Origin of the sequence: Amycolatopsis jejuensis (assembly GCF_000717335.1) — a bacterium.
In the GTDB taxonomy this organism is placed as follows: Bacteria; Actinomycetota; Actinomycetes; order Mycobacteriales; family Pseudonocardiaceae; genus Amycolatopsis; species Amycolatopsis jejuensis.
This window is the reverse complement of record NZ_JNYZ01000017.1, coordinates 145,067-164,413: the sequence shown is the minus strand read 5'-3', so window position 1 is coordinate 164,413 and position 19,347 is coordinate 145,067. Positions and strand designations below refer to the sequence as shown.

20 protein-coding genes and 1 tRNA gene are annotated in these 19,347 nt (G+C 68.1%); 9 read left to right on the top strand and 12 right to left on the bottom strand.

All coding sequences use genetic code 11. From position 1 onward, the window contains the following. Positions 1-584: 584 nt before the first annotated feature. The 4 genes from OO71_RS24255 to OO71_RS24240 form a co-directional block, all read right to left on the bottom strand. Positions 585-1,307, bottom strand: a complete 723-nt coding sequence (locus tag OO71_RS24255) for a G1 family glutamic endopeptidase (RefSeq protein ID WP_033292161.1) — start codon at positions 1,305-1,307, stop codon at positions 585-587. A 202-nt stretch (positions 1,308-1,509) separates the two neighbouring features. After that, positions 1,510-2,565, bottom strand: a complete 1,056-nt coding sequence (locus OO71_RS24250; protein WP_033292160.1) for an ABC transporter substrate-binding protein — start codon at positions 2,563-2,565, stop codon at positions 1,510-1,512. Position 2,566: 1 nt separating this feature from the next. Then, positions 2,567-3,451: an ABC transporter permease gene (locus OO71_RS24245; RefSeq protein WP_033292159.1), complete on the bottom strand. Its 885-nt coding sequence runs from the start codon at positions 3,449-3,451 to the stop codon at positions 2,567-2,569. Beyond that, positions 3,441-4,244, bottom strand: coding sequence for an ABC transporter ATP-binding protein (locus OO71_RS24240; protein ID WP_033292158.1), 804 nt, complete (start codon positions 4,242-4,244; stop codon positions 3,441-3,443). The genes OO71_RS24245 and OO71_RS24240 overlap by 11 nt, the downstream gene beginning before the upstream one ends. A gap of 190 nt (positions 4,245-4,434) precedes the next feature. Between OO71_RS24240 and OO71_RS24235 the strand changes: the two genes are divergently transcribed. Together OO71_RS24235 and OO71_RS24230 are read left to right on the top strand one after the other, a co-directional pair. Next, on the top strand, positions 4,435-6,027 hold the full coding sequence (locus OO71_RS24235; RefSeq protein ID WP_033292189.1) for a sensor histidine kinase: 1,593 nt from the start codon (positions 4,435-4,437) through the stop codon (positions 6,025-6,027). After that, on the top strand, positions 6,024-6,680 hold the full coding sequence (locus OO71_RS24230) for a response regulator (RefSeq protein WP_033292157.1): 657 nt from the start codon (positions 6,024-6,026) through the stop codon (positions 6,678-6,680). The genes OO71_RS24235 and OO71_RS24230 overlap by 4 nt, the downstream gene beginning before the upstream one ends. Position 6,681: 1 nt before the next feature. Here OO71_RS24230 and OO71_RS24225 read toward each other — a convergent pair whose 3' ends face one another. Beyond that, positions 6,682-7,329, bottom strand: coding sequence for a hypothetical protein (locus OO71_RS24225; protein ID WP_033292156.1), 648 nt, complete (start codon positions 7,327-7,329; stop codon positions 6,682-6,684). A 122-nt stretch (positions 7,330-7,451) separates the two neighbouring features. Then, entirely contained in the window at positions 7,452-8,282 is an 831-nt protein-coding gene (locus tag OO71_RS24220) for an SDR family NAD(P)-dependent oxidoreductase (RefSeq protein WP_033292155.1), read from the bottom strand. Positions 8,283-8,349: 67 nt separating this feature from the next. On the opposite strand from OO71_RS24220, the gene OO71_RS24215 reads away from it, so the two are divergent. Beyond that, the gene (locus OO71_RS24215; RefSeq protein WP_033292154.1) at positions 8,350-9,099 is read left to right on the top strand and encodes a trypsin-like serine peptidase; all 750 of its coding nucleotides are present in this window, start codon (positions 8,350-8,352) and stop codon (positions 9,097-9,099) included. A gap of 12 nt (positions 9,100-9,111) precedes the next feature. Beyond that, positions 9,112-9,330 (top strand): RNA-binding S4 domain-containing protein, encoded by a 219-nt coding sequence (locus OO71_RS49140; protein ID WP_084145239.1) that lies wholly within the window; start codon positions 9,112-9,114, stop codon positions 9,328-9,330. A gap of 189 nt (positions 9,331-9,519) precedes the next feature. Here the strand turns inward: OO71_RS49140 and OO71_RS24210 are convergent, their stop codons facing one another. Next, entirely contained in the window at positions 9,520-10,461 is a 942-nt protein-coding gene (locus OO71_RS24210) for an Ldh family oxidoreductase (RefSeq protein WP_033292153.1), read from the bottom strand. A gap of 92 nt (positions 10,462-10,553) precedes the next feature. Here OO71_RS24210 and OO71_RS24205 point away from each other — a divergent pair, with 92 nt between their 5' ends. Continuing rightward, positions 10,554-10,835 carry a DUF2277 domain-containing protein gene (locus tag OO71_RS24205; protein WP_033292152.1) on the top strand — a complete coding sequence of 94 codons (282 nt, stop codon included), beginning with the start codon at positions 10,554-10,556 and terminating at the stop codon, positions 10,833-10,835. A 7-nt stretch (positions 10,836-10,842) separates the two neighbouring features. Here the strand turns inward: OO71_RS24205 and OO71_RS24200 are convergent, their stop codons facing one another. The 3 genes from OO71_RS24200 to OO71_RS47650 form a co-directional block, all read right to left on the bottom strand. Then, complete coding sequence (locus OO71_RS24200) at positions 10,843-11,028, bottom strand: KTSC domain-containing protein (RefSeq protein WP_211260592.1); 186 nt, start codon at positions 11,026-11,028, stop codon at positions 10,843-10,845. Between the two features lie 102 nt (positions 11,029-11,130). After that, a tRNA-Ser gene (locus tag OO71_RS24195) sits at positions 11,131-11,215 on the bottom strand. Next, on the bottom strand, positions 11,179-11,709 hold the full coding sequence (locus OO71_RS47650) for a MarR family winged helix-turn-helix transcriptional regulator (RefSeq protein WP_051792037.1): 531 nt from the start codon (positions 11,707-11,709) through the stop codon (positions 11,179-11,181). Before OO71_RS47650 ends, OO71_RS24195 begins: the two co-directional genes overlap by 37 nt. Before the next feature lie 521 nt (positions 11,710-12,230). Here OO71_RS47650 and ypfJ point away from each other — a divergent pair. Then, positions 12,231-13,157: a KPN_02809 family neutral zinc metallopeptidase gene (gene ypfJ / locus OO71_RS24185; protein WP_033292149.1), complete on the top strand. Its 927-nt coding sequence runs from the start codon at positions 12,231-12,233 to the stop codon at positions 13,155-13,157. A 24-nt stretch (positions 13,158-13,181) separates the two neighbouring features. After that, positions 13,182-14,159 carry an NAD(P)H-quinone oxidoreductase gene (locus tag OO71_RS24180; protein ID WP_033292148.1) on the top strand — a complete coding sequence of 326 codons (978 nt, stop codon included), beginning with the start codon at positions 13,182-13,184 and terminating at the stop codon, positions 14,157-14,159. 76 nt (positions 14,160-14,235) lie between these two features. On the opposite strand, the gene OO71_RS24175 is transcribed toward OO71_RS24180, so the two are convergent. After that, entirely contained in the window at positions 14,236-15,435 is a 1,200-nt protein-coding gene (locus OO71_RS24175) for a cysteine desulfurase-like protein (protein WP_033292147.1), read from the bottom strand. Between the two features lie 112 nt (positions 15,436-15,547). Here OO71_RS24175 and OO71_RS24170 point away from each other — a divergent pair, with 112 nt between their 5' ends. Continuing rightward, a complete protein-coding gene (locus OO71_RS24170) occupies positions 15,548-16,117 on the top strand; it encodes a bacterial proteasome activator family protein (RefSeq protein ID WP_033292146.1) in 570 nt (189 codons plus the stop codon). Positions 16,118-16,138: 21 nt separating this feature from the next. Here the strand turns inward: OO71_RS24170 and OO71_RS24165 are convergent, their stop codons facing one another. Next, positions 16,139-17,284, bottom strand: a complete 1,146-nt coding sequence (locus OO71_RS24165; protein ID WP_033292145.1) for an epoxide hydrolase family protein — start codon at positions 17,282-17,284, stop codon at positions 16,139-16,141. A 370-nt stretch (positions 17,285-17,654) separates the two neighbouring features. Here OO71_RS24165 and OO71_RS24160 point away from each other — a divergent pair, with 370 nt between their 5' ends. Then, entirely contained in the window at positions 17,655-19,346 is a 1,692-nt protein-coding gene (locus tag OO71_RS24160; protein ID WP_033292144.1) for a WXG100 family type VII secretion target, read from the top strand. Position 19,347: the final 1 nt, after the last annotated feature.

Here is a 19,347-nt window from a genome sequence, read left to right as displayed (position 1 = left end):
TGGCGCAACCGGCACTGCCACCCGAAGCGCCACTTCGCAGCCGGCTCGAAGATCCGCCGCCCAGATTACCTACCCAACGTTGCGTGACGCGGCACTAGCACTGATGGTGTTCGCCTGGGCGGTCAACGGCCTGCAGGGCTGAATTCCGCTGGCTCGCCGCGCTCCACCGGTATACCTCCGCGCATTGGAGCTCCCCGAACCGCCTTACAACGCCGTAATCTTCACATCCCGGCGCACCGAAGCCCGCCACCAAGACCGTGCCGAGTGAACACCGAATTCGACATGCACATTTCGCGCGTCGAACGCGCCTACCGCTTCGCCCGTCCGTGAAGGGAACCATCACAGCCCTTCACAGCCCTTCACACCGACCCCACCACCCACTCACCGCAGCCCGCGCACCCCACGAGACCCAGCAGCCCAGACCCGGCCCTGCACCCCGATACGAAGCCAAAACACGGTCTGGGGGGCTTGTCAAGGCATCTTTCCCGCCTTGACAAGCCCCCCAGACCGTAGTCACAATCACGGCTTCGGGGTGCCCCACGCAACAATTCCCTAAAGCGGAACCTCCACGAACCTCGAACAGCTCAATGCCGGGCCATAGTAAAACTCTGCCCATCCGACCCAATCGGCCCCGGGCTAAACGTCGCACTACCATTATCGTCAGCATCGAGCCCCTGCGGACCGGTGTCGGCAAGATTCCGACCATCAAACGTCACCCCATCGAACGAAACCCCGCCATTGATCGACGGGTACGAATCGGTCGGCGACTCGATGATCGCCTCCGCCGACGAGTGCTGCGCATTCAACGACTGCGTCGTCGTTTTCGTCCAACCCTGGGTCGTGTCGGTGAGGTCGAGCCGGTAACTGGACCCGCTGCGGGTCACCGTCGCCGTAAGGTGGTCACCGGCCTGCACCGGCGCTTCCGACGACGAGTAATACACCGGCGCGGCCGGGTACATTTCGTACCACGCCTGGTATTCCGGGCTTCCGCTGGAGCAGTCCGTCGCGACGCCGGTTTGCTCCACTGTGGACGAACCGTCGCCGTCGATGCCCACCCAGGGCGCGAAGAGGTCGTTGCTCGAATTGCACGTCACCGACGGCTCGGTCCAGCTTGCGGTCGCGGTGGTGAAACTGCCGAAACTGACATAACCGCCCCAGTTTCCGCCGGAATAGTGCTGGCCGTGGAAGTGCCTGCCGAACGAAACCGGACCGGCACCCGCACCGGCGGCGAGCGCCGCTGCCGTGAGCACGCCGACCGCAGAGACCGCCACCAGCCGCAACGGGCGCAAGGAAAGTCGTGAATACATGGGCATCCAATCTGGTCACGGGACTCGGAGTGCCTGCGGTACCAGTGTTGGATTCGGCTGCCCAGGTGGGTAGCTACTTTCGAAGGGTCTTCACATTCGGGCAATTGTTCACGTAATGTCCCGAATTTCCGGTGTGCACACGGAAGTCCGTGCACGGCCCGATGGGGAAGGCAACGGGCCATGCACGGACCTCGCGAGTGGACTACTGCGCTGAGGGCGGGCGCGCAGCGTCCACGAACCGGGTGGTGTAGGTCTGGCTCAAATCGATCTTGTCCTTCTTCGGTTTCACATTGCTGGACGAAGCACCCAGCACGTTCAGCACGTTCTGCGCTCCGGCCGCGTCCATTCGCCCGTCCTCGGTGAACATCGGCAGGCTGTCCTTGAGCGATTTCACGTACAGCGCCTTGTCGCCACCGGCAAACGACGGCGGCATCACATCGGCTACCTGTTCCGCGGTGTGCGAAGAAAGCCAGCGCAGCGAACTCACATACGCGTTCGCCAGTTTCTGCACGATGTCCGGATATCGTTTCACGATCTCACAACCCATGTACAGCGAGCTCGCCGGGTAAAGCCCACCCAGCGCGGCGCGGGTTCCCTCCGGCGTGCGCATGTCGTACAGCACCTTGGCCTGTCCGGTATTGGTGAGCTGCGCAATCGTCGGATCGGTCGTCATCCCGGCGTCGATCGAACCCTGTTGCATTGCCGAGATGAACGTCTGCCCGGCGCCGACCTTCACAGGCGTGTAATCCTTGCTGCCGACACCACCGCGGCTCGCGAGTGCCTTGGTGAGAAAGTCGGTGGACGAGCCCAGCGACGTCACCCCGAGGTTTTTCCCGCGGAAATCCGCGCCGGACCTGATCTGCCCGGCTTTCGAGGTGGCCACCATTTCCGCTTCGCCGGGCACATTCGCGAACTGCACCACGCTGGTGATGCATTGGTCCTTTGCCTGCAAATCGATGGCGTGGTCGTAGAACCCGATCACGCCCTGCACTTCCCCGGCCAGCAGCGACGTTTCCGCATTCGCCCCCGAGGGCTGGTCGAACAGTTCGACGTCGAGTCCCTGCTTCTGGTACTCGCCGAGCTGCTGCGCGAGCTGGCCGGGCAGATAGATCACTTTGGACAGTCCGCCCACCATGATCTTCACGTGCGGCCGCCCGCTGCTGCCGAGGTCGATCTGCCGGGAGTCGCGGCATGCGGTCACCCCGGCCACCGTCACCAGCGCGGCCGCCGCGACCGCGACTGTCCTTTTCAGCCGCATGTCAGATCCCCTGGCTCGCCTGGGCCGACGCCTGCGGACGCCAGCGCAGCAGCCGTCGTTCCGCCGTGCTGATCAGCCATTCGGCGAACAACGCCACGACCATGATGATGATCATTCCGGCGTACACCCCGGCGGTGTCGAAAGTGCCCTGGGAATTCGCAATCAGGAAGCCCATTCCTGCCTTGGCCCCGGTGTATTCCCCGACCACGGCGCCGATCAACGCGAATCCGAAAGCGACGTGCAGTGAGGAGAGAATCCACGACGTCGCGCTCGGCAGCACGATCGACTGCAGCACCTGCCACCGCGTCGCGCCGAGAATGCGGGCATTGTCGATCAAGTTGCGATCCACTTCGCGCGCGCCGGTGAAAGCGTTGAAGAACACCGCGAAAAACACCAGCACGAACACCGTCGCGACCTTCGACGACAACCCGAGACCGAACCAGATCACGAACAACGCGGCGAGCACGATTCGCGGCATTGCGTTGGCTGCCTTGATGAACGGGGCCATCACTTCGGCGAGGTACGCACTACGGCCGAGCACCACGCCGAAGATCACCCCGGCGACCGCACCGAGCACGAAACCGAGGAAGGCTTCCTCGATCGTCACCAGGATCTGATACCAGATGGACCCGAAATCGGTCCCGGCGGTGAACCATTCCACCAGCCGCTGCCAGATTTTCGACGGCATCGAATAGAAGAACGGGTCGATCCAGAACCGGCCGGCCAGCTCCCACAGCCCCAGCCACACCACGAGAATTCCCAGCCGCAGCAACCAGACGTTGCGTTTGCGGGCCGAACTGCGCTTCTTCTGCCGGGCGATGATGCTCGCCTCGTCCTCGATACCCGGATTCGAATTGGACGGCGGGACGATCAGATCAAGCGACACTGGTCGCTCCCTTCCGGCGAGCCTTGTCGACCTCGCCGCGCAGCGATTCCCAGATGTCGGAGTAGAGCTTCCGGAATTCTTCGGTGAGCCGCAGGTCCTCGACCTTGCGCGGACGGGAAAGTGGAATTTCGAAGACGTCCTTGACCGTCGCCGGGCTCGTGGTGAGCACGACCACCTTGTCCGCCAACGCAATTGCCTCGTCGAGATCGTGCGTCACGAAGATCACCGCGGCGCCGGAGCCGGACCACAGCCGCAGCAGCTCGTCCTGCATCAACGCGCGCGTTTGCACGTCCAGCGCGGAGAACGGTTCGTCCATCAGCAGGATTTTCGGGCTGGTGACCAGCGTTTGCGCCAATGCGACGCGCTTGCGCATGCCGCCGGAAAGCTGGTGCGGGTAGTACTTCTCGAATCCGGCGAGCCCGACGCGGCCGATCCAGTCCGCCGCCTTCTTCCGGGCGTCCTCTTTGGACTCCCCACGAAACCTCGGCCCGGACGCGACATTGTCCAGCACCGAACGCCACGGCATCACCGCGTCGGTCTGGAACATGTAGCCGACGCCGTCCGGAATGGACTTCACCTCGTTCCCGTGCACGAGCACGCGCCCGGCCGAGGCGGGCTGCAACCCGGAGACGAGCGAAAGGGTGGTCGACTTGCCGCAGCCGGTCGGGCCGACGACGGCGACGAACTCCCCCGGTTCGACGGTCATGGTCAGGTCGCGGACGGCGGTGTGGACGGAACCGGAACCGGTGGGGAACCTTTTGGTGGCTCCGATCAGTTCGATCAGTGGGGCCATCGAGGTGACTCCTTCGTCACGGGGAGGTGGGGACGCGCTGCCAGGGAGGTTAAGAGCGCGTCAGGCGAGGGAGAAGCTTGTCGACGTTCTGCGTGCGCTCTGCGCGTTCTCCACGTTTTGCTCATTTAGCGCGCTGCCCTGAGCTGGGGGTATGTTCCCTGGCATGCCGAAGTGGGCGCTCTTTCCGCGGATGCGGTTCACCCGTCAGGTGCTGCTGTTGCAGATCGGCGTGGTGGTCCTCGTCGTGGGCCTCGGCGTCGCGCTGGTCAGCTCGCTCCTGCGCACCACGCTGTCCGAACAGTACGGCGAGCGGGCGCTGGCGATCGCGAGATCGGTGGCCGCCGACCCGGTGGTGGTCGCGGGCGCGGCCGCGCGGCAGCAGGGCGGACCGCTCGAGGAACGCGTGCAGGCGGTCACCCGGAGCACGTCGGCGTTGTTCGTGGTGATCACCGACGACCACGAGATCCGGCTTGCGCATCCGACGCCGAGCCAAATCGGCAAACGAGTGAGCACGTCGGCGCAGGAAGCGCTGGCGGGCAACGACGTCGTGAGCGCCGTACAGCACGGCACGCTGGGGTTGTCGGTGCGCAGCAAAACACCGATCCGGCAAGGAGATCGGGTGGTCGGCGAGGTCAGCGTGGGCTTCGACATCGACGAGCTCACCGGCGATTTCAACCGCTGGCTCGCGCTCACGCTGGTCTTCGGCGGCGGCGCGCTGCTGCTCGGCGCGGGCGCGTCCGCGCTGCTCAACCGCAGGTTGCGGCGGGTCACGCACGGCCTTGAACCACACGAGCTGACCGAGCTGCTGTACGAACGCGAGGCGGTGCTGCACGGGATCGGCGAGGGCGTGCTGGCGGTGGACGCGCAGCAACGCGTGACCGTCCGCAACGACGAAGCCGAACGGTTGCTTGGTACGCCGCTGCCGGTCGGTGCGCCATTGCCGGAGCTGGACCTGTCGCCGCGAGTCCACAAGGCAGTCGCCGAGGGGTTGCCGGTGGACAATCTCCTTGCGGTGGCAGGAAATCGAGTGCTGGTGATCAACTCCCGAGCGGTGAAGCGAGACGAACGCTCGCTGGGTACCGTACTGACCTTCCGCGACCGCACCGACCTCGACAGCCTCACCCGCGAACTCGACGGCATTCGCTCCCTGTCCGACGGGTTACGCGCGCAGCGGCACGAATTCGCGAACCGGCTGCACACGCTGTCCGGGCTGCTCCAGCTCGGGCACCACGCCGAAGCCGAGGAGTACCTGCAGACGCTCACCGACACCACCGCGTCCCGCGCCGAACCGCTCGGCGACCAGGTCGCGGATCCGTACCTGCAGGCACTGCTAGTTGCGAAAACCGAGCAGGCGCACGAAAAAGGCATGGAGTTGCGGCTTGCCGACGATTCGTGGGTACCGGCCACCCTCACCGACCCGATCGCGGCCGGCACGGTGATCGGCAACCTGGTGGACAACGCCCTCCACGCGGCGAGAATGGGCGCGCGGCGGCCGGCGTGGGTCGAGGTCGGGCTGCTGGCCGACGGGTCCGCGTTACACGTGTCCGTTGTGGATAGTGGGTCCGGTATCCCTTCTTCGCTGCAGAAAACACTGTTCGACGAAGGAGTGTCCACAAAGCTCAGTCCGGGACACGGCCTCGGACTGGCACTGGCCCGGCAAGCCGCCCGGGCCCACGACGGCGACGTATGGCTCGCCGACCCCGGCGGGACCACCACCGGAGCGCTGTTCGTCGCCAAACTGCCCGGCCTGCTGGCCGACCGACCCGAGGAGGCCGACGCGTGATCCGCACGCTGATCGTGGACGACGATTTCCGCGTCGCCGGGGTACACGCGGGATTCGTGGCGGAAGTCCCTGGCTTCACCGTCGCCGGGGTCGCGCACACCGCCGCCGAGGCGCGCGCTCGCGTGCGGGAACTGGCGCCGGACCTGGTGCTCCTCGACGTCTATCTCCCCGACGAGCCCGGCCTGTCCGTATTGCCGGACTTGAAGACGGACACGATCGTGCTGTCCGCCGCGACCGACGGCGGGTCGATCTCCGCGGCCATCCGCGCGGGGGCGCTGAACTACCTGATCAAGCCGTTCACCACGCGGCAGCTGGCCGAGCGGCTCACGGCGTACGCGCGCTACCGCGGCATGGTGACGACGGAACGCCCGCTGACCCAGGACGACGTGGACCGCGCCTTCCGCACGCTGCACGACCAGGACCGAGCCGCGACGCCCAAGGGCCAGTCGAGCGCGACGGCCCGGCTGGTGTCGGAACGTTTGCGCAGTTCACCGACGCCGTTGTCGGCCGCCGAAGTGGCCCGCGAGCTCGGCATGGCGCGCGCGACGGCCCAGCGTTACCTGACCGCGCTGGCGGAATCGGGTGCGGTGGAGATGCGGCTGCGGTACGGCGCGACCGGACGCCCGGAGCACGAGTACGGGTGGATCGGATGAATCAGCGACCGCCGGACATGCGCCGGGCCGCGTCGAACCACGGTTTCCAGTCCAGATAGTCGTCGACACTGCTCTTTTGCTTGTTCCCTGGGGAATCCGGGCCGAGATCCGCACGCGGATCGGCCGTCTTCGACGGCGCTGGAGCGGAGGTTTCACGCGGGGTGGTGGGACGGACCGGGTTGCTGCGCCGCGTCGGAGTTTCGTGGGCAGGCACCGGGACGTACACGGTGACCGGCGCCGCGGTCTCGGTGACCGGCGGCGGGGCGGGCGCGGGAGCCTGCTGCACGGTGACCGGCACGCGCTGGTCGGTCTGCGCGGCGGCGTCGTCGGTGGGGTGGCCCAGGAATCCGCCGGTGAAGAGCCCACCGGCAAGCCAGCCGAGGCCGACCAGGATCACGGCCGCGCTGCCGCCGACCCACGCGCGGGCCCGGCGCCGGACGGCCACCGCGCGCGGCCGTTCCTTGGCGGGCGCGCACCCGGCGACGATCGGGATCGGCTGGGTGGATTCGCAGCTCGTCTCCCGGACCGCGAGATCCTCGGGGCTGCGCCGCCCGCGCGGCAGGCTCGCGGCGATGATGCCCGTGCGGTCGACCAGCTCGCCCGCAGCACGATCGGACGCGGTCGGCCGGCGCTCGGCAAGGCGCAGCATCAGTGGCTACCTCCGGGGTGCGGACACACGGGTGGACTGGGTGCATTCTGCTGCATTTTCGGCCTGATCAGGAGAAATGCAACTCCATCGGGTGATCATGGCTTTCAGCTGTAACTGCCGGGTTATCGGCCCATCCGTTTGCGCCCTCGCCGGGCCAATGCGGCAAGTGGCCGCTGGTAGGCGGAACCGAGAACGCGCGGTATCGCGTCGATCACGTACGCATCGGGTCCGATGAGGATCCGCGCGGACCGCCGCTGCACGCCGCGCAGGATCGTCTCGGCTGCTTTCTTCGGTGTGGTGAGGGCGATTTTGTCGAATCCGGCCGCCGCGGCCGCTTGATCACCGCCGCTGCCGCCGCGCGCGTTCCGGGCGATGTTCGTCTTGATTCCACCCGGATGGACGCAGCTGACCCCCACCGGATACCGCGCGGCCAGCATTTCTCCGCGCAACGACTCGGTGAATCCGCGAACGGCGAACTTCGCCGCGTTGTACGCGCTCTGCGTGGGCACTCCGACGAATCCGAACACACTCGACATATTCACGAGGTATCCGTCCCCGGAAGCGATGAGGTGCGGCAGGAATGCCTTTGTCCCGTTCACGACGCCGCCGAGGTTGATGCCGAGGAGCCAGTCGAAGTCGTCGAACGTCATGTCCTCGACGGTCGCGCCGAGCGCCACCCCGGCATTGTTGACGACGAGGTTCACCCGGCCGTGCTCGCTCGCCACCTCGTCGGCATGCGCGAGCACCGCGGCCCGGTCCGCCACGTCGAGCGCGTGCCCCCGCACCTCGGCGCCGCGCTCGCGGACCTCGCGCACGGTGCCGTCGAGCCCCTCGGCGTCGACGTCGGAAATTTCGAGCCGGGCCCCGTACAGCGCCAGCTCGAGGGCGAGCGCCCGGCCGATGCCCGAACCGGCTCCGGTGATCACCGCGACCTTGCCGCCGAAGTCTTTCATCAGTTCCCCACCTCGTTCTCACCGCCGGTTCGGATACTAGTGACGGAGAATGTCTACGGGAGGTGGCATGCGACGCACGGTGATCGGGCTGTTCGCGCTGTTGAGTGCGAGCGGGACCATCGTGGCGTGCACGGTTGACGGGGCACAGCAGACGGTCAGCGCATTGGCCACGGGGGTGCCCCCGCAACCGGCCATCGGCGCACTGTTCGTCGACGGCACGCACTACTGCACGGCCAGCGTCGTGCACAGTCCGCAAGGAAACGAGCTGGTCACCGCCGCCCACTGCATCCACGACGGCCAGGGCGGCGGATACGTCACCGGCGTCACGTTCGCCCCGGGCTTCCACGACGGCGTTGCGCCATTCGGGTATTGGGAGGTCGCCGACCAGCTGGTCGCGCAGGCTTGGATCGACACGTCCGACCCGAACCTCGACGTCGGCTTCGCCACCGCACGGCAAACCGGTTCCCCGGTCCCCCTCGAATCGGTGACCGGCGCAAACCAGCTGGCCACGAACGGCCCGTTCGCCCGCCCGGTGACGGTGACGGGGTACCCGGACGGCATCGACGAGGTGGCCACCTGCGACGCCGAAACCCAGCAGGAAGACCCCCACCAGGTCCGCATCGACTGCCCCGGCTTCGCCACCGGCACGAGCGGCAGCCCACTGGTCGCAGACCCGGCGCCGGACACCAAGCTCGGCACGGTAGTAGGCGTGATCGGCGGATACGAAGCAGGCGGCTACACGGACGACGTCTCATACTCGAGCTACTTCGACGACGAGGTCCGCACTCTCTACCAGCAAGCCACCGCAACCCCGTGACATCATCGACGCATGAACGTGCGCGACGTCCCCATCACCGGCGAGCCCATCAGACTGGGCCAGTTCCTGAAACTGGCCGGATTGGCCGACAATGGCGCACACGCAAAAGACCTCATCGACGCCGAAGAAGTAAAAGTAAACGGCGAAACAGAAACCCGCAGAGGCCGCCAACTAAAAACCGGCGACATCATCTCACTCGGCCACGAACAAGCCCGAGTAGCCACCAACTAACCAAGCCGCACCTGCGCACCCACGAGACCCAGCAGCCCAGCCCCCACCCTGCACCCCGATACGAAGCCCAAAACACGGTCTGAGGGGCTTGTCAAGGCATCTTTCCCGCCTTGACAAGCCCCTCAGACCGTAGTCACAATTCCGGCTTCGGGGTGCCCCCACGCAACAATTCTTTAAACAGAAACACAATCACCCAACAGTAGTCAACGGCGGCCTCCCCACCGAAGCCGCCAACAAATCCAGCCCCCGACGCACCGAAGCCGACAACGGCACCCCCAACGCCCGGCACTGCTCCAAATACTGCGCCTCCCGCCACCCCGGATACCGCACCGGCGACCCCCCTTCCCACCCCAGCATGCTCCCGAACACCGCACTGGCCGCCCGATAGAACCCATCCGCACTCCGCAGAGTCGTCGGCGCAATAGCCAGCACCAGCAACCCGGTGTCATGCTCATGATCGGCCACCCCGGACAACACCCCGGCCAGCACATCCACCATCAACGCGAACCCGGCAAACTGCGGATCCCGCGCCGTATCGGCCAGATCGACGTCGAGCACGAACTCCGGATACGCCCCCGCAGGCGCCGCCATCCCCAGCGGATGAACCGGCTGGTCACCGAACCCCCCGGCAGCCATCACGATCCCGATCATCCCGTGCGGCAACGCCCGCGCCGCATGATGACCGACGCGCCCGAACGGCCCGACCCCGCGCAACGACACGAGCCCGACCCCGAACCGCCCGGCCCGCTGTACCGCACGGTCCATCGCATCACCGACCGCCCACAACCCGGACGCCCGCCGATAATCGATCAACGCCGCCGCACCACGGTCCGCAATCAGCAACGGCTGCGCACCCGGGCTGACGAACCCGCCTTCCACCGCAGGGAGATGAACGCGCGTCAGCTCCGCGACACCGGTATCGGGAGCCCCGGTGAGATCGCCGTGGCACAACGCTTCCGCGGCCATCGGCGCGCGGTCTTCCGGAAAACCGTGCGCCATCAGGACGACGGAGACGAGCGTGACCAGTTCGTCGGCGGGGACGCGCTGCCAGGCCTGCTCGGGAATCGGGGTGTCGGCGGGAACTTCGGGGGCGGGACGGGCAGGGCGGAGGGAGCGCGGTCTGAGGGACACTTCATCGAGATTGCCGCGCGCGCTCCGGCGGCGTCAACGAGGATGGCCCGAGAGTGTGATGAGGGCTTCCGCAGACACGTACCCTGAAGCGCATGTGCCGAAACATCACCACGCTCCGCGGCCTGCAGCCCGCGGCCACCACGGAAGAGATCGAAGCCGCGGCACGCCAGTACGTGCGCAAGGTGACCGGCGTGCAGTCCATTTCCGACGCCACGCGCGATCCGTTCGAGGCGGCCGTCGCCGAGATCGCGACGATCACCGCGCGGCTGCTGGACGAACTGCCGCAACGCCGTCAGCCGCCCACCACCGTGCCGCCGCTGCGCCGCCCCGAGGTCCGCGCGCGGATGGCCCTGCGCGAGCTGAAGAAGCCCTGACCCGCAATCACTCCACGGCCTGCGCCGGAAACCGCGGCTTGATCTCCTGGTTGAGGTACCGCCCGGGACTGTCCGAGGCCATCAGCTCGCGGTACACCCGCGCGGGCACGAGGTGGTAGCGATACACGGTGCCGTTGCGGAACCCGACTTCCAGCACGGAACTGGCGGCGTCGTACCCGACGTCGCTGATCACGGAGGACTCCACGGAAACCCGGCGCACAGCACCGGTGAGCCGACCTGCGCAAGGCGGCCCCGGCCTCCCGCGCGGACGCGGAACCCGGGGCCGGACGCCCAGCGGAAGCGGAGGGATTTGAACCCCCGGTAGGTTTCCCTACGGACGCTTTCAAGGCGTCTGCATTCGGCCGCTCTGCCACGCTTCCATCCCCGTCAGCGTATCGCGCCGTCCTTCCACGTCGTCCAGGTGTTCGAGGACGCGCATGAACGCGGTGCTGACCGTCGTCTGTTCCTCCGGGGTCAGCAGGTCGATCAGGTGCTCCCGGGCGCCGCGGACGTGTGTTGGCGCCGCGGCGGCCAGCACCTGGTACCCCGCGTCGGTGAGGGCCGTGATCACGCCGCGCTTGTCGTCGGGGTCCGGGCGGCGTTCGACCAGGCCCGCTGTCTCCAGCTTGCCGATCTGGTGCGACAACCTGCTCTTCGTGGAGCCGAGCAGGCCCGCCAGCTCCGACATCCTGGTGCGCCGGTCCGGCGCTGCGTCCAGGGCCACCAGCACCTCGTAGTCGGCGAGCGAAACGCCATGCCCCTCGGTCAGCTCGCGGTGCAGCCGTTGCCGCAGCCGTAGCGACGCCACGATGTACGCCCGCCAGGCGTGCTGTTCGGCCGCGTTCAGCCAACGCACGCCCAGGTCGTCGGTCATGTACGCAGCGTAGAAGGCTCCCATCCGGCCCGGCGTTTCGGCCCGGCGTGAAAATTCCGCGGCGAAACTTCGCCCGAAGGAGGGTCACGAAAAGGTTGAGAGTCGACGCGTCGAGGCGCATGCTCGATGGGAAGCGGAGGATTGCCGGGACACCGAGCGCGCCGCGGGGCACGCTGGCCCGGTTTTCCCACGCGGGAAGGCCAGGTGGTGGCATGGCAGGTGATCCCGCGGTTGACCGCCCGCTGCGTCCCCGCGGCCGGCACGGCCCCGTTCCGGTTCGGTCGCGATTGTGAACAGCACGAGCGGGCAAGCACCGGTGCGCTCGGCATCGGCCTCGCGCACCCGGCGTCGTTCTGGCGCTGCTTCTCTTCGCGGCCTCGGCACCGCGAAGGCACCGCCGGACGCCGGCCCGGCCGGTGGCCAACCGCCGTAATCGAAACCTCGGTAGTTACCTGGGTGCGGTCCCCAGCGCAGGGGCCGCACCCAGGCCCGTCTCCGGGTCGGCAGCTACGCTTTCGGCCGTGCGATTCGACGATGACGCGGGACTGGACGCCTCCGAGGTCCAGGACATGCGAGGCAGCGGCGGCGGCGGTGGCGGGATCGGCGGCCGCGTGGCACTGGGCGGCGGCGGGCTCGGCGTGGTCGGCCTGCTCATCTACTTCCTCATGTCCCAGTTCGGCGGCACCGGGCCGAGCCCCGCGGCAGGCGGCATCGGCCTCGGCGACGTCAGCTCCGGGCAGCAGCTCGACGCCACCACGCTCGCGCAGAAGTGCCGTACCGGCGCCGACGCGAACCGGGACCACGACTGCGCGGTAGTCGCCGTCGTCAACTCCATCCAGGACTACTGGACCCAGGAGTTCTCGCGTTCCGGCCAGACCTACCGCAAGGCGACCACGCGCTTCTTCTCCGGCGGTGTGCGCACCGGCTGCGGCAGCGCGACGTCCGACACCGGGCCGTTCTACTGCCCCGCCGACTCGCACGTGTACATCGACCTGACGTTCTTCAACGAGCTCAAGACCCGTTTCGGCGCACAGGGCGGGCTGTTCACCGAGGCGTACGTGCTGGCCCACGAGTACGGCCACCACGTGCAGAACCTCACCGGTACGTCCAAGCGCGGCACCGGCAGCGGTCCCACGTCCGGTTCGGTCCGGCTCGAACTGCAGGCCGACTGCTACGCCGGGGTCTGGGCCAACCATGCCACCACCACGCCGACCGAATCCGGGAAACCGCTGGTCCAAGACGTCACGAAGGACGACATCGCCCGCGCGCTCGACACCGCGGCCCGCATCGGCGACGACTACATCCAGTCGAAGCTCGGCGGCGGCGACGTCGACGAGTCGAAGTTCTCGCACGGCACGTCGAAGCAGCGCGAGAAGTGGTTCACCACCGGGTTCCAGACCGGCCAGCCCGCACGCTGCAACACCTTCAGCACCAACGACCTGGGTTGAGCCGGGCGGGCTACAGTCGGGCCCATGCACGCGATCACGATCCGCGAACCCGGTGCCCCCGAAGTGCTCGAGTGGACCGAAGTCCCCGACCCCGAGCCCGGCCCCGGCGAGGTGCTGGTGGATGTCGTGGCCAGTGCGGTCAACCGCGCCGACCTGCTGCAGCGGCAGGGGAACTACCCGCCGCCGCCAGGGGCGAGCGACATTCTCGGCCTCGAATGCTCCGGCGTGATCGCCGAGCTCAGCGAGGGCGTCGAGGGCTGGCAGGTCGGTGACGAGGTCTGCGCGCTGCTCGCCGGCGGCGGGTACGCCGAGCGGGTGGCGATCCCGGCCGGGCAGCTGCTGCCGGTACCCGCGGAGGTCGAGACGGTCGCCGCGGCCGCGCTGCCCGAGGTCGCCTGCACGGTGTGGGCGAACGTCGTGATGCACGCCGGGCTCGCCGAGGGCCAGGTCCTGCTGGTACACGGCGGCGCTGGCGGCATCGGCACGCACGCGATCCAGGTCGGCAAGGCATTGGGCGCGACGGTCGTGGTCACCGCGGGTTCGCCCGAGCGGCTCGACAGCTGCCGCCAGCTGGGCGCCGACCTCGCGATCAACTACCGCGAGGACGACTTCGCCGAGGTACTGCGTGCCGAAACCGGAGGCGCCGACGTCATCCTCGACAACATGGGCGCGAAGTACCTCGACCGCAACATCGACGCGCTCGCGACCGACGGCAGGCTCGTCATCATCGGCATGCAGGGCGGGATCAAGGGCGAGCTGAACCTCGGCAAGCTGATGGGCAAACGCGCGAGCGTGTACGCGGCCGGGCTGCGGGGGCGGCCGCTGGACCAGAAGGCGGAAATCGTCGCCGACGTGCGCAACCGGCTGTGGCCGCTGGTCGAGCAGGGTTCGGTGCTGCCGGTGGTCGGGCAGGTCGTGCCGATGGCCGAAGCCGCTTCGGCGCACCGGATGCTGGAAGAGGGCTCGGTGTTCGGGAAAGTCCTGCTGGCCGCGAAGTCCTGAAGTCCTGAAGTCCGTGAAGGGAACCATGAGGGAATCAGATTCCGTGATGGTTCCCTTCACGGAACGTCAGCGCAGTTCAGCGTAGTTCTTCGAGGACCCGCACCAGCTGGTTGATCTCGAAAACGTTGGAGTAGTGCGCCAACCCGATCCGCACCGCGCCACCCACCTCGCCGACGCCCAGCGACGCAAAGACACCGCTGCTGCCGTCGTCGGCGAAGGCGCACAAGCCTTGCGACGCAAGGTATTCGGCGATTTCGGACGATTTCTCCCCGGCGACCGTGAACGCCAGCGCCGGGATCCGCCGCATCGCATCGCCGAGCACCATCACGTGCCGCAGCGAGCGCAGTTCCGTGGAGAGCTGCGCGAGCAGGCCCGCGTGGTACGACTTGGCCGAGCCGAGCGACGTCACCAGGCGTTCACGGCGGGAGCCGGACGCGGCGTCGTCCAGACCGGCGAGGTAGTCGATGGATGCGACGAGACCGGCCAGCAGCGGGTACGCGTGCGGGCCCAGTTCGAGCCGCGCCGGGCCGCGCGCGGCCGGGTCGAGCGACACCGACGAGACCCGCTCCAGCAGCTCCGGGTCGCGGAAAACCAGCGCGCCGACCGCCGGGCCACCCCACGCCGGGGCCGACACCACCAGCACGTCGGCGCCGAGTTCCTGCAGATCAAGGGGCACGAACGGGGCGGCGTACGTCGCGTCGACCACCACCAGCGCACCGACGCGCTTGGCGAACTCGATCACCGTCGGCACGTCCGGCCGGGTCCCGACCGACCCCGACGCCAGCGTCACCGACACCGCCTTCGTGCGCGCCGACACGAGGTTCTCGTACTGCCAAGCGGGCAGCTCGCACGTCTCGATGTCGATCTCGCTCCAGCGCACCACGGCGCCGACGCGTTTCGCCGCCCGCCGCCACGGCGCGATGTTCGCTTCCTCGTCGAGCCGGGAGACCACGACCTCGTCGCCGATCGTCCAGCGCTCGGCCAGCGCGTCGACCAGGCGGCGCAGCAGGACCGGCGCACTCGGCCCGAGCACGACAGCGCCCGGTTCGGCCCCGGTCAGATCGGCCACGGCCCGCCGCGCCGCGGTGACGATGCTCTCCGCCCGCTGCGACGCCGGGAAGGCTCCGCCCGGCCCGGACACCGGCGCCCGCATGGCCGTCGACACGGCCGAAGCGACCTGTTCGGGGACCAACATTCCGGCGGCGCCGTCGAAGTGAATCCAGCCATCCCCCAGCGCGGGGAACAGCCCACGGATACGAGCGACGTCGAACGCCATGGGGGACACCGTACGGACGTGCGGTTTCGCGGTTGCCGCGGGGTTGGGCAGAACGCACCCCGGGTACCCGGTTGCGGCTACCCTCGGACCCGCAACACAGTCAGCAACGGGGATGGAGCACATGAGCGAGCCGAACTTCCGGGGATCGGGTGAACCGGGCGGCGATTCCGTGCCGCACGTGGTCGTGGTCGGGCCGGACGGCGTCCCGGTCGGCACCGCACCGATGTCACCCGACGGCGACGACCACGAATCGGTCGGCGACCTGGTCGAAGAACCGGCCAAGGTGATGCGCATCGGGACGATGATCAAGCAGCTGCTGGAGGAGGTCCGCGCCGCGCCGCTCGATGACGCGAGCCGCAACCGGGTACGCGAGATCCACCAGACGTCCGTGCGCGAGCTGGAGCAAGCGCTTGCGCCCGAGCTGCGCGAGGAGCTCGAGCGCCTGGTACGGCCGTTCACCGACGAGCAGACGCCGTCGGACGCCGAGCTGCGGATTGCGCAGGCCCAGCTGGTCGGCTGGCTGGAAGGGCTGTTCCACGGCATCCAAACGGCGCTCTTCGCACAGCAGATGGCCGCGCGTGTCCAACTGGAGCAGATGCGCCGCGGGCTGCCCGCCGGGTCGTCCGGCCGTCCCGGCGAGGGTCCTGCGCCGGGGATCAGCGGGACCGGCCAGTACCTGTGACCCCTTCGTGAGTGTCGGTTCCTAAGCGGAGCCGACACTCACGAAGAAGGCCCGCAGGTCGCCGATCAGCAGATCGGGCTCCTCCAGCGCCGGGAAATGGCCGCCCCGCGGGAATTCCGTCCAGCGGACGATCCGGTCGGTCCGCTCGGCGAGGTGCCGCAGCGGCAGCCCCATGTCGCCGGGAAACACCGCAACCCCGGTCGGCACCGTCGAAACCGGCGGCGGCGCACCCCACTGCCCGTCCTGGTCGGCGTAGATCCGCGCGGACGAGGCAGCGGTGCGGGTGAACCAGTAGATCGAGACGTCGGCGAGCAGGTCGTCGCGGTCGATCAGGTCATGGTCGGTGTTCGAGAACGCCCGGAACTTCTCGGCAATCCAGGCCAGCTGGCCGGCCGGGGAGTCGGTCAGCCCGTACGCAAGCGTTTGCGGCTTGGTGGACTGGATCATCGCGTACCCGAGCCCGCTGCGTTCGAGGGCCCGCGATTTGGCCAGTGACCGCTCCCCCTTGCCCGGCTCGGCACCCGCGAGGTCCGCCTCGGTACGCGCCACCGCGGACGGCAGCATCGTCAGGTGCACCCCGATCATTCGCTCGGGAAACTGGATACCGAGCTCGCGGGAGATGAGCGCGCCCCAGTCGCCGCCGTGCGCCCCGAACTTCTCGTACCCGAGCCGGGTCATCAGCTCGGCCCACGCCCGCGCCGTCCGCGCCTGCCCCCAGCCGCGCTCCCGGGCCGGCCCGGAGAAGGCGAACCCGGGCACCGAAGGGACGACGACGTGGAAAGCGGTGGCCGGGTCCCCGCCGTACGCCCGAGGGTCCGCCAGCGGTCCGATGAGGTCGAGGAACTCGACGATCGAACCGGGCCAGCCATGCGTGAGCAGGAGCGGAATTGCGGTCGGCTCGGGTGAGCGGAGGTGCAGGAAGTGCACGGTGGCGTTGTCGATGGTGGTACGGAATTGGGGAAAGCCGTTGATGCGTTCTTCCTGCGCCCGCCAGTCGAATCCGCGGCGCCAGTAGTCGGCGAGATCCCGGACTTCTTCGACCGGAATGCCGAGGTCCCATTGCGGGTCGGCGAACGGGTCGGGCCAGCGGGTGGCGGCGAGGCGGCGGTGGAGGTCGTCGAGGTCGGACTGCGGGATGTCGATCCGGAACGGGGTCAAGTCGGTCATGGGAGGACGCTAGAAGCGATTGCGGACAGTTCCGGTCCTTGACTCAGAACTCGGCTGGTACCACCACGCACCCAGCCGATCCCGTAATGGTCCACGAAGACTGCGTCGAAACCGGAAGCCAAGTCAGGTAAGGAAGAACCTGGCAAGCGCGGCACGGACAACTCGTCGAACCGGGCCGCGAGCCACGGCGGAGAGCACTTCCAAATCCTCCGCGGGATCGATGCGGTGCGCGGTTTCTTCGCCTCCTGATCTCTGCCCTTTCGACACGTCGTCCGGGATCTTCCGGGTCGACCTTCCGTTCGCGCTCCCGGTCCTCGCATCGCGACCGGGCAGCGGCATTTACCGTGGCCGCAGCGAGAGGGGGAGTGTGATGAGCAACCCATTGGTGTCCGCCCCGGTCAGCAGTACGACAGCCATTTCCGGAATCCCGCTGCTGGAAGACGCGAAGGCGGTCAAGACCAGTATCGAGAGCGGCGACTGGTCCTCGGCCGTGCTCGGCGCCGCCGGAACCGCGCTGGACGCGCTCGGCACGATCGCCGACCCGTTCGGTGCAATCCTCTCGGCAGGCGTCGGCTGGCTGATGGAGCACGTCGGGCCGCTCAAGGATGCACTCGACACACTCGCCGGCAACCCGGACCAAATCACCTCGTATTCGACGACCTGGCAGAACGTCGCAAAGGAACTCAAGTCGATCGGCGAAGACGTCGGCCAGCAGGTGCAGGCCGACCTTCAGGGCTGGTCGGGCGAGGCGGCGGACGCGTACCGGCAGCGTGCTTCCGACCTGGCCGCACTGATGTCCGCGTCCAGCGAGATGAGCGACGGCGCGGCAAAGGGAGTGCAGACCGCAGGCGAGGTCGTCGCCGCCGTGCGGTCCCTGGTCCGCGACACGATCGCCCAGGTGGTCGGCCACCTGATCTCGTGGGCACTGCAGGTGCTGCTGACTCTCGGCATCGGACTGGCCTGGGTCGTGCCGCAGGTTGTCAGCCTCGTCGCGAAGACCGCGGCCAAGATCACCGGCCTGGTCCAGCGGCTGGTCAAGGCGCTGAAGGCGCTCGGCCAGCTGCTGGGGAAGGCACGCAGTGTGTTCGAGCGGGCCGGTGACGCGATGAAGGGCGTCAAGACGGGCAAAACCGGCAAGCCCGGTTCAGTGCCGCCGCTGGACAAGACACCGAAGCTGCCCACCGACCGCCCCCGCTCGGGCCCGGGTGGCGGCTCCGGACACCACCCCTCCGGGCACGGCAGTGGATCCACCGGTCCCAGCGGTTCGCACGGATCGACCGGCCCCAGCCGGGCACTTGGCCCCGACAAGTACGACGGTGACCACAACCTCACGTCGCCGGGTGCGCCGACCCAGCACCCACACGGCGGCGGTTCGATCCCCCAGCACACCCACGACCACGTCAACCAAGGCAACCTCAAGCCGCCGAGACCGCATGCGAACCCGAAGAAGTCGAAGCCCGCGTCGTTCACCGGTGGGCACGTGCTCAGCAACCAACTCCCGCCCGGCACGAAGCCGAGCGCCACCCTCGGCAGCGGAATCCACGGCGGAACGCCCGTGCCCGGGCCGGCCAAACCGAACGGCGTCTACAACATCCAGGGGCCTTACACCCAGAACTCGGCAGGCAACCTGGTCCCCAAGCTGACCGCGTCGGGCAAGCCCGGGCAGAGCACGATGTTCCCGCCCAACACGAATTCGGGCCTGACCGGGAACGTGGCCAACCAGGCGTGGAACGGCGGCAAGCCACACGGCGGCTTCGCTCCGGCAGGACACCAGACCACTTCGCAGGGACATCCCAGCAGCTACACCTGGAACGGCCACGGCCAGATCCCCTACACCCCGATCTGGGATCCGGCAAACCCCGGCAAACACGGCGCCGCCCCGCCCAAACACGACAATCCGCACGCCGGCCAGATCATCAACGTGACCGGGTACGCCAACCCGCACTACCCGGCGGGCAAGCCGGTACCACCTCCCAACGCGGCACCCGGACACCCCGATCCCTCGAAGCCCGCCCCGCCACCGCTGGACGTCAACCCCTCCACCTACTTCCCAAGTCACTGAC

What these genes read in the sequence shown, in the direction of transcription:
- OO71_RS24160 (WP_033292144.1), top strand. Translation starts at nt 17,655, where the DNA reads ATGAGCAACCCATTGGTGTCCGCCCCGGTCAGCAGTACGACAGCCATT.
- OO71_RS24170 (WP_033292146.1), top strand. Translation starts at nt 15,548, where the DNA reads ATGGAGCACATGAGCGAGCCGAACTTCCGGGGATCGGGTGAACCGGGC.
- OO71_RS24180 (WP_033292148.1), top strand. Translation starts at nt 13,182, where the DNA reads ATGCACGCGATCACGATCCGCGAACCCGGTGCCCCCGAAGTGCTCGAG.
- OO71_RS24225 (WP_033292156.1), bottom strand. Translation starts at nt 7,329, where the DNA reads ATGCTGCGCCTTGCCGAGCGCCGGCCGACCGCGTCCGATCGTGCTGCG.
- OO71_RS24250 (WP_033292160.1), bottom strand. Translation starts at nt 2,565, where the DNA reads ATGCGGCTGAAAAGGACAGTCGCGGTCGCGGCGGCCGCGCTGGTGACG.
- OO71_RS47650 (WP_051792037.1), bottom strand. Translation starts at nt 11,709, where the DNA reads ATGACCGACGACCTGGGCGTGCGTTGGCTGAACGCGGCCGAACAGCAC.
- OO71_RS24215 (WP_033292154.1), top strand. Translation starts at nt 8,350, where the DNA reads ATGCGACGCACGGTGATCGGGCTGTTCGCGCTGTTGAGTGCGAGCGGG.
- OO71_RS24240 (WP_033292158.1), bottom strand. Translation starts at nt 4,244, where the DNA reads ATGGCCCCACTGATCGAACTGATCGGAGCCACCAAAAGGTTCCCCACC.
- OO71_RS24255 (WP_033292161.1), bottom strand. Translation starts at nt 1,307, where the DNA reads ATGTATTCACGACTTTCCTTGCGCCCGTTGCGGCTGGTGGCGGTCTCT.
- OO71_RS24165 (WP_033292145.1), bottom strand. Translation starts at nt 17,284, where the DNA reads ATGACCGACTTGACCCCGTTCCGGATCGACATCCCGCAGTCCGACCTC.
- OO71_RS24205 (WP_033292152.1), top strand. Translation starts at nt 10,554, where the DNA reads ATGTGCCGAAACATCACCACGCTCCGCGGCCTGCAGCCCGCGGCCACC.
- OO71_RS24235 (WP_033292189.1), top strand. Translation starts at nt 4,435, where the DNA reads ATGCGGTTCACCCGTCAGGTGCTGCTGTTGCAGATCGGCGTGGTGGTC.
- OO71_RS24175 (WP_033292147.1), bottom strand. Translation starts at nt 15,435, where the DNA reads ATGGCGTTCGACGTCGCTCGTATCCGTGGGCTGTTCCCCGCGCTGGGG.
- OO71_RS24220 (WP_033292155.1), bottom strand. Translation starts at nt 8,282, where the DNA reads ATGAAAGACTTCGGCGGCAAGGTCGCGGTGATCACCGGAGCCGGTTCG.
- OO71_RS49140 (WP_084145239.1), top strand. Translation starts at nt 9,112, where the DNA reads ATGAACGTGCGCGACGTCCCCATCACCGGCGAGCCCATCAGACTGGGC.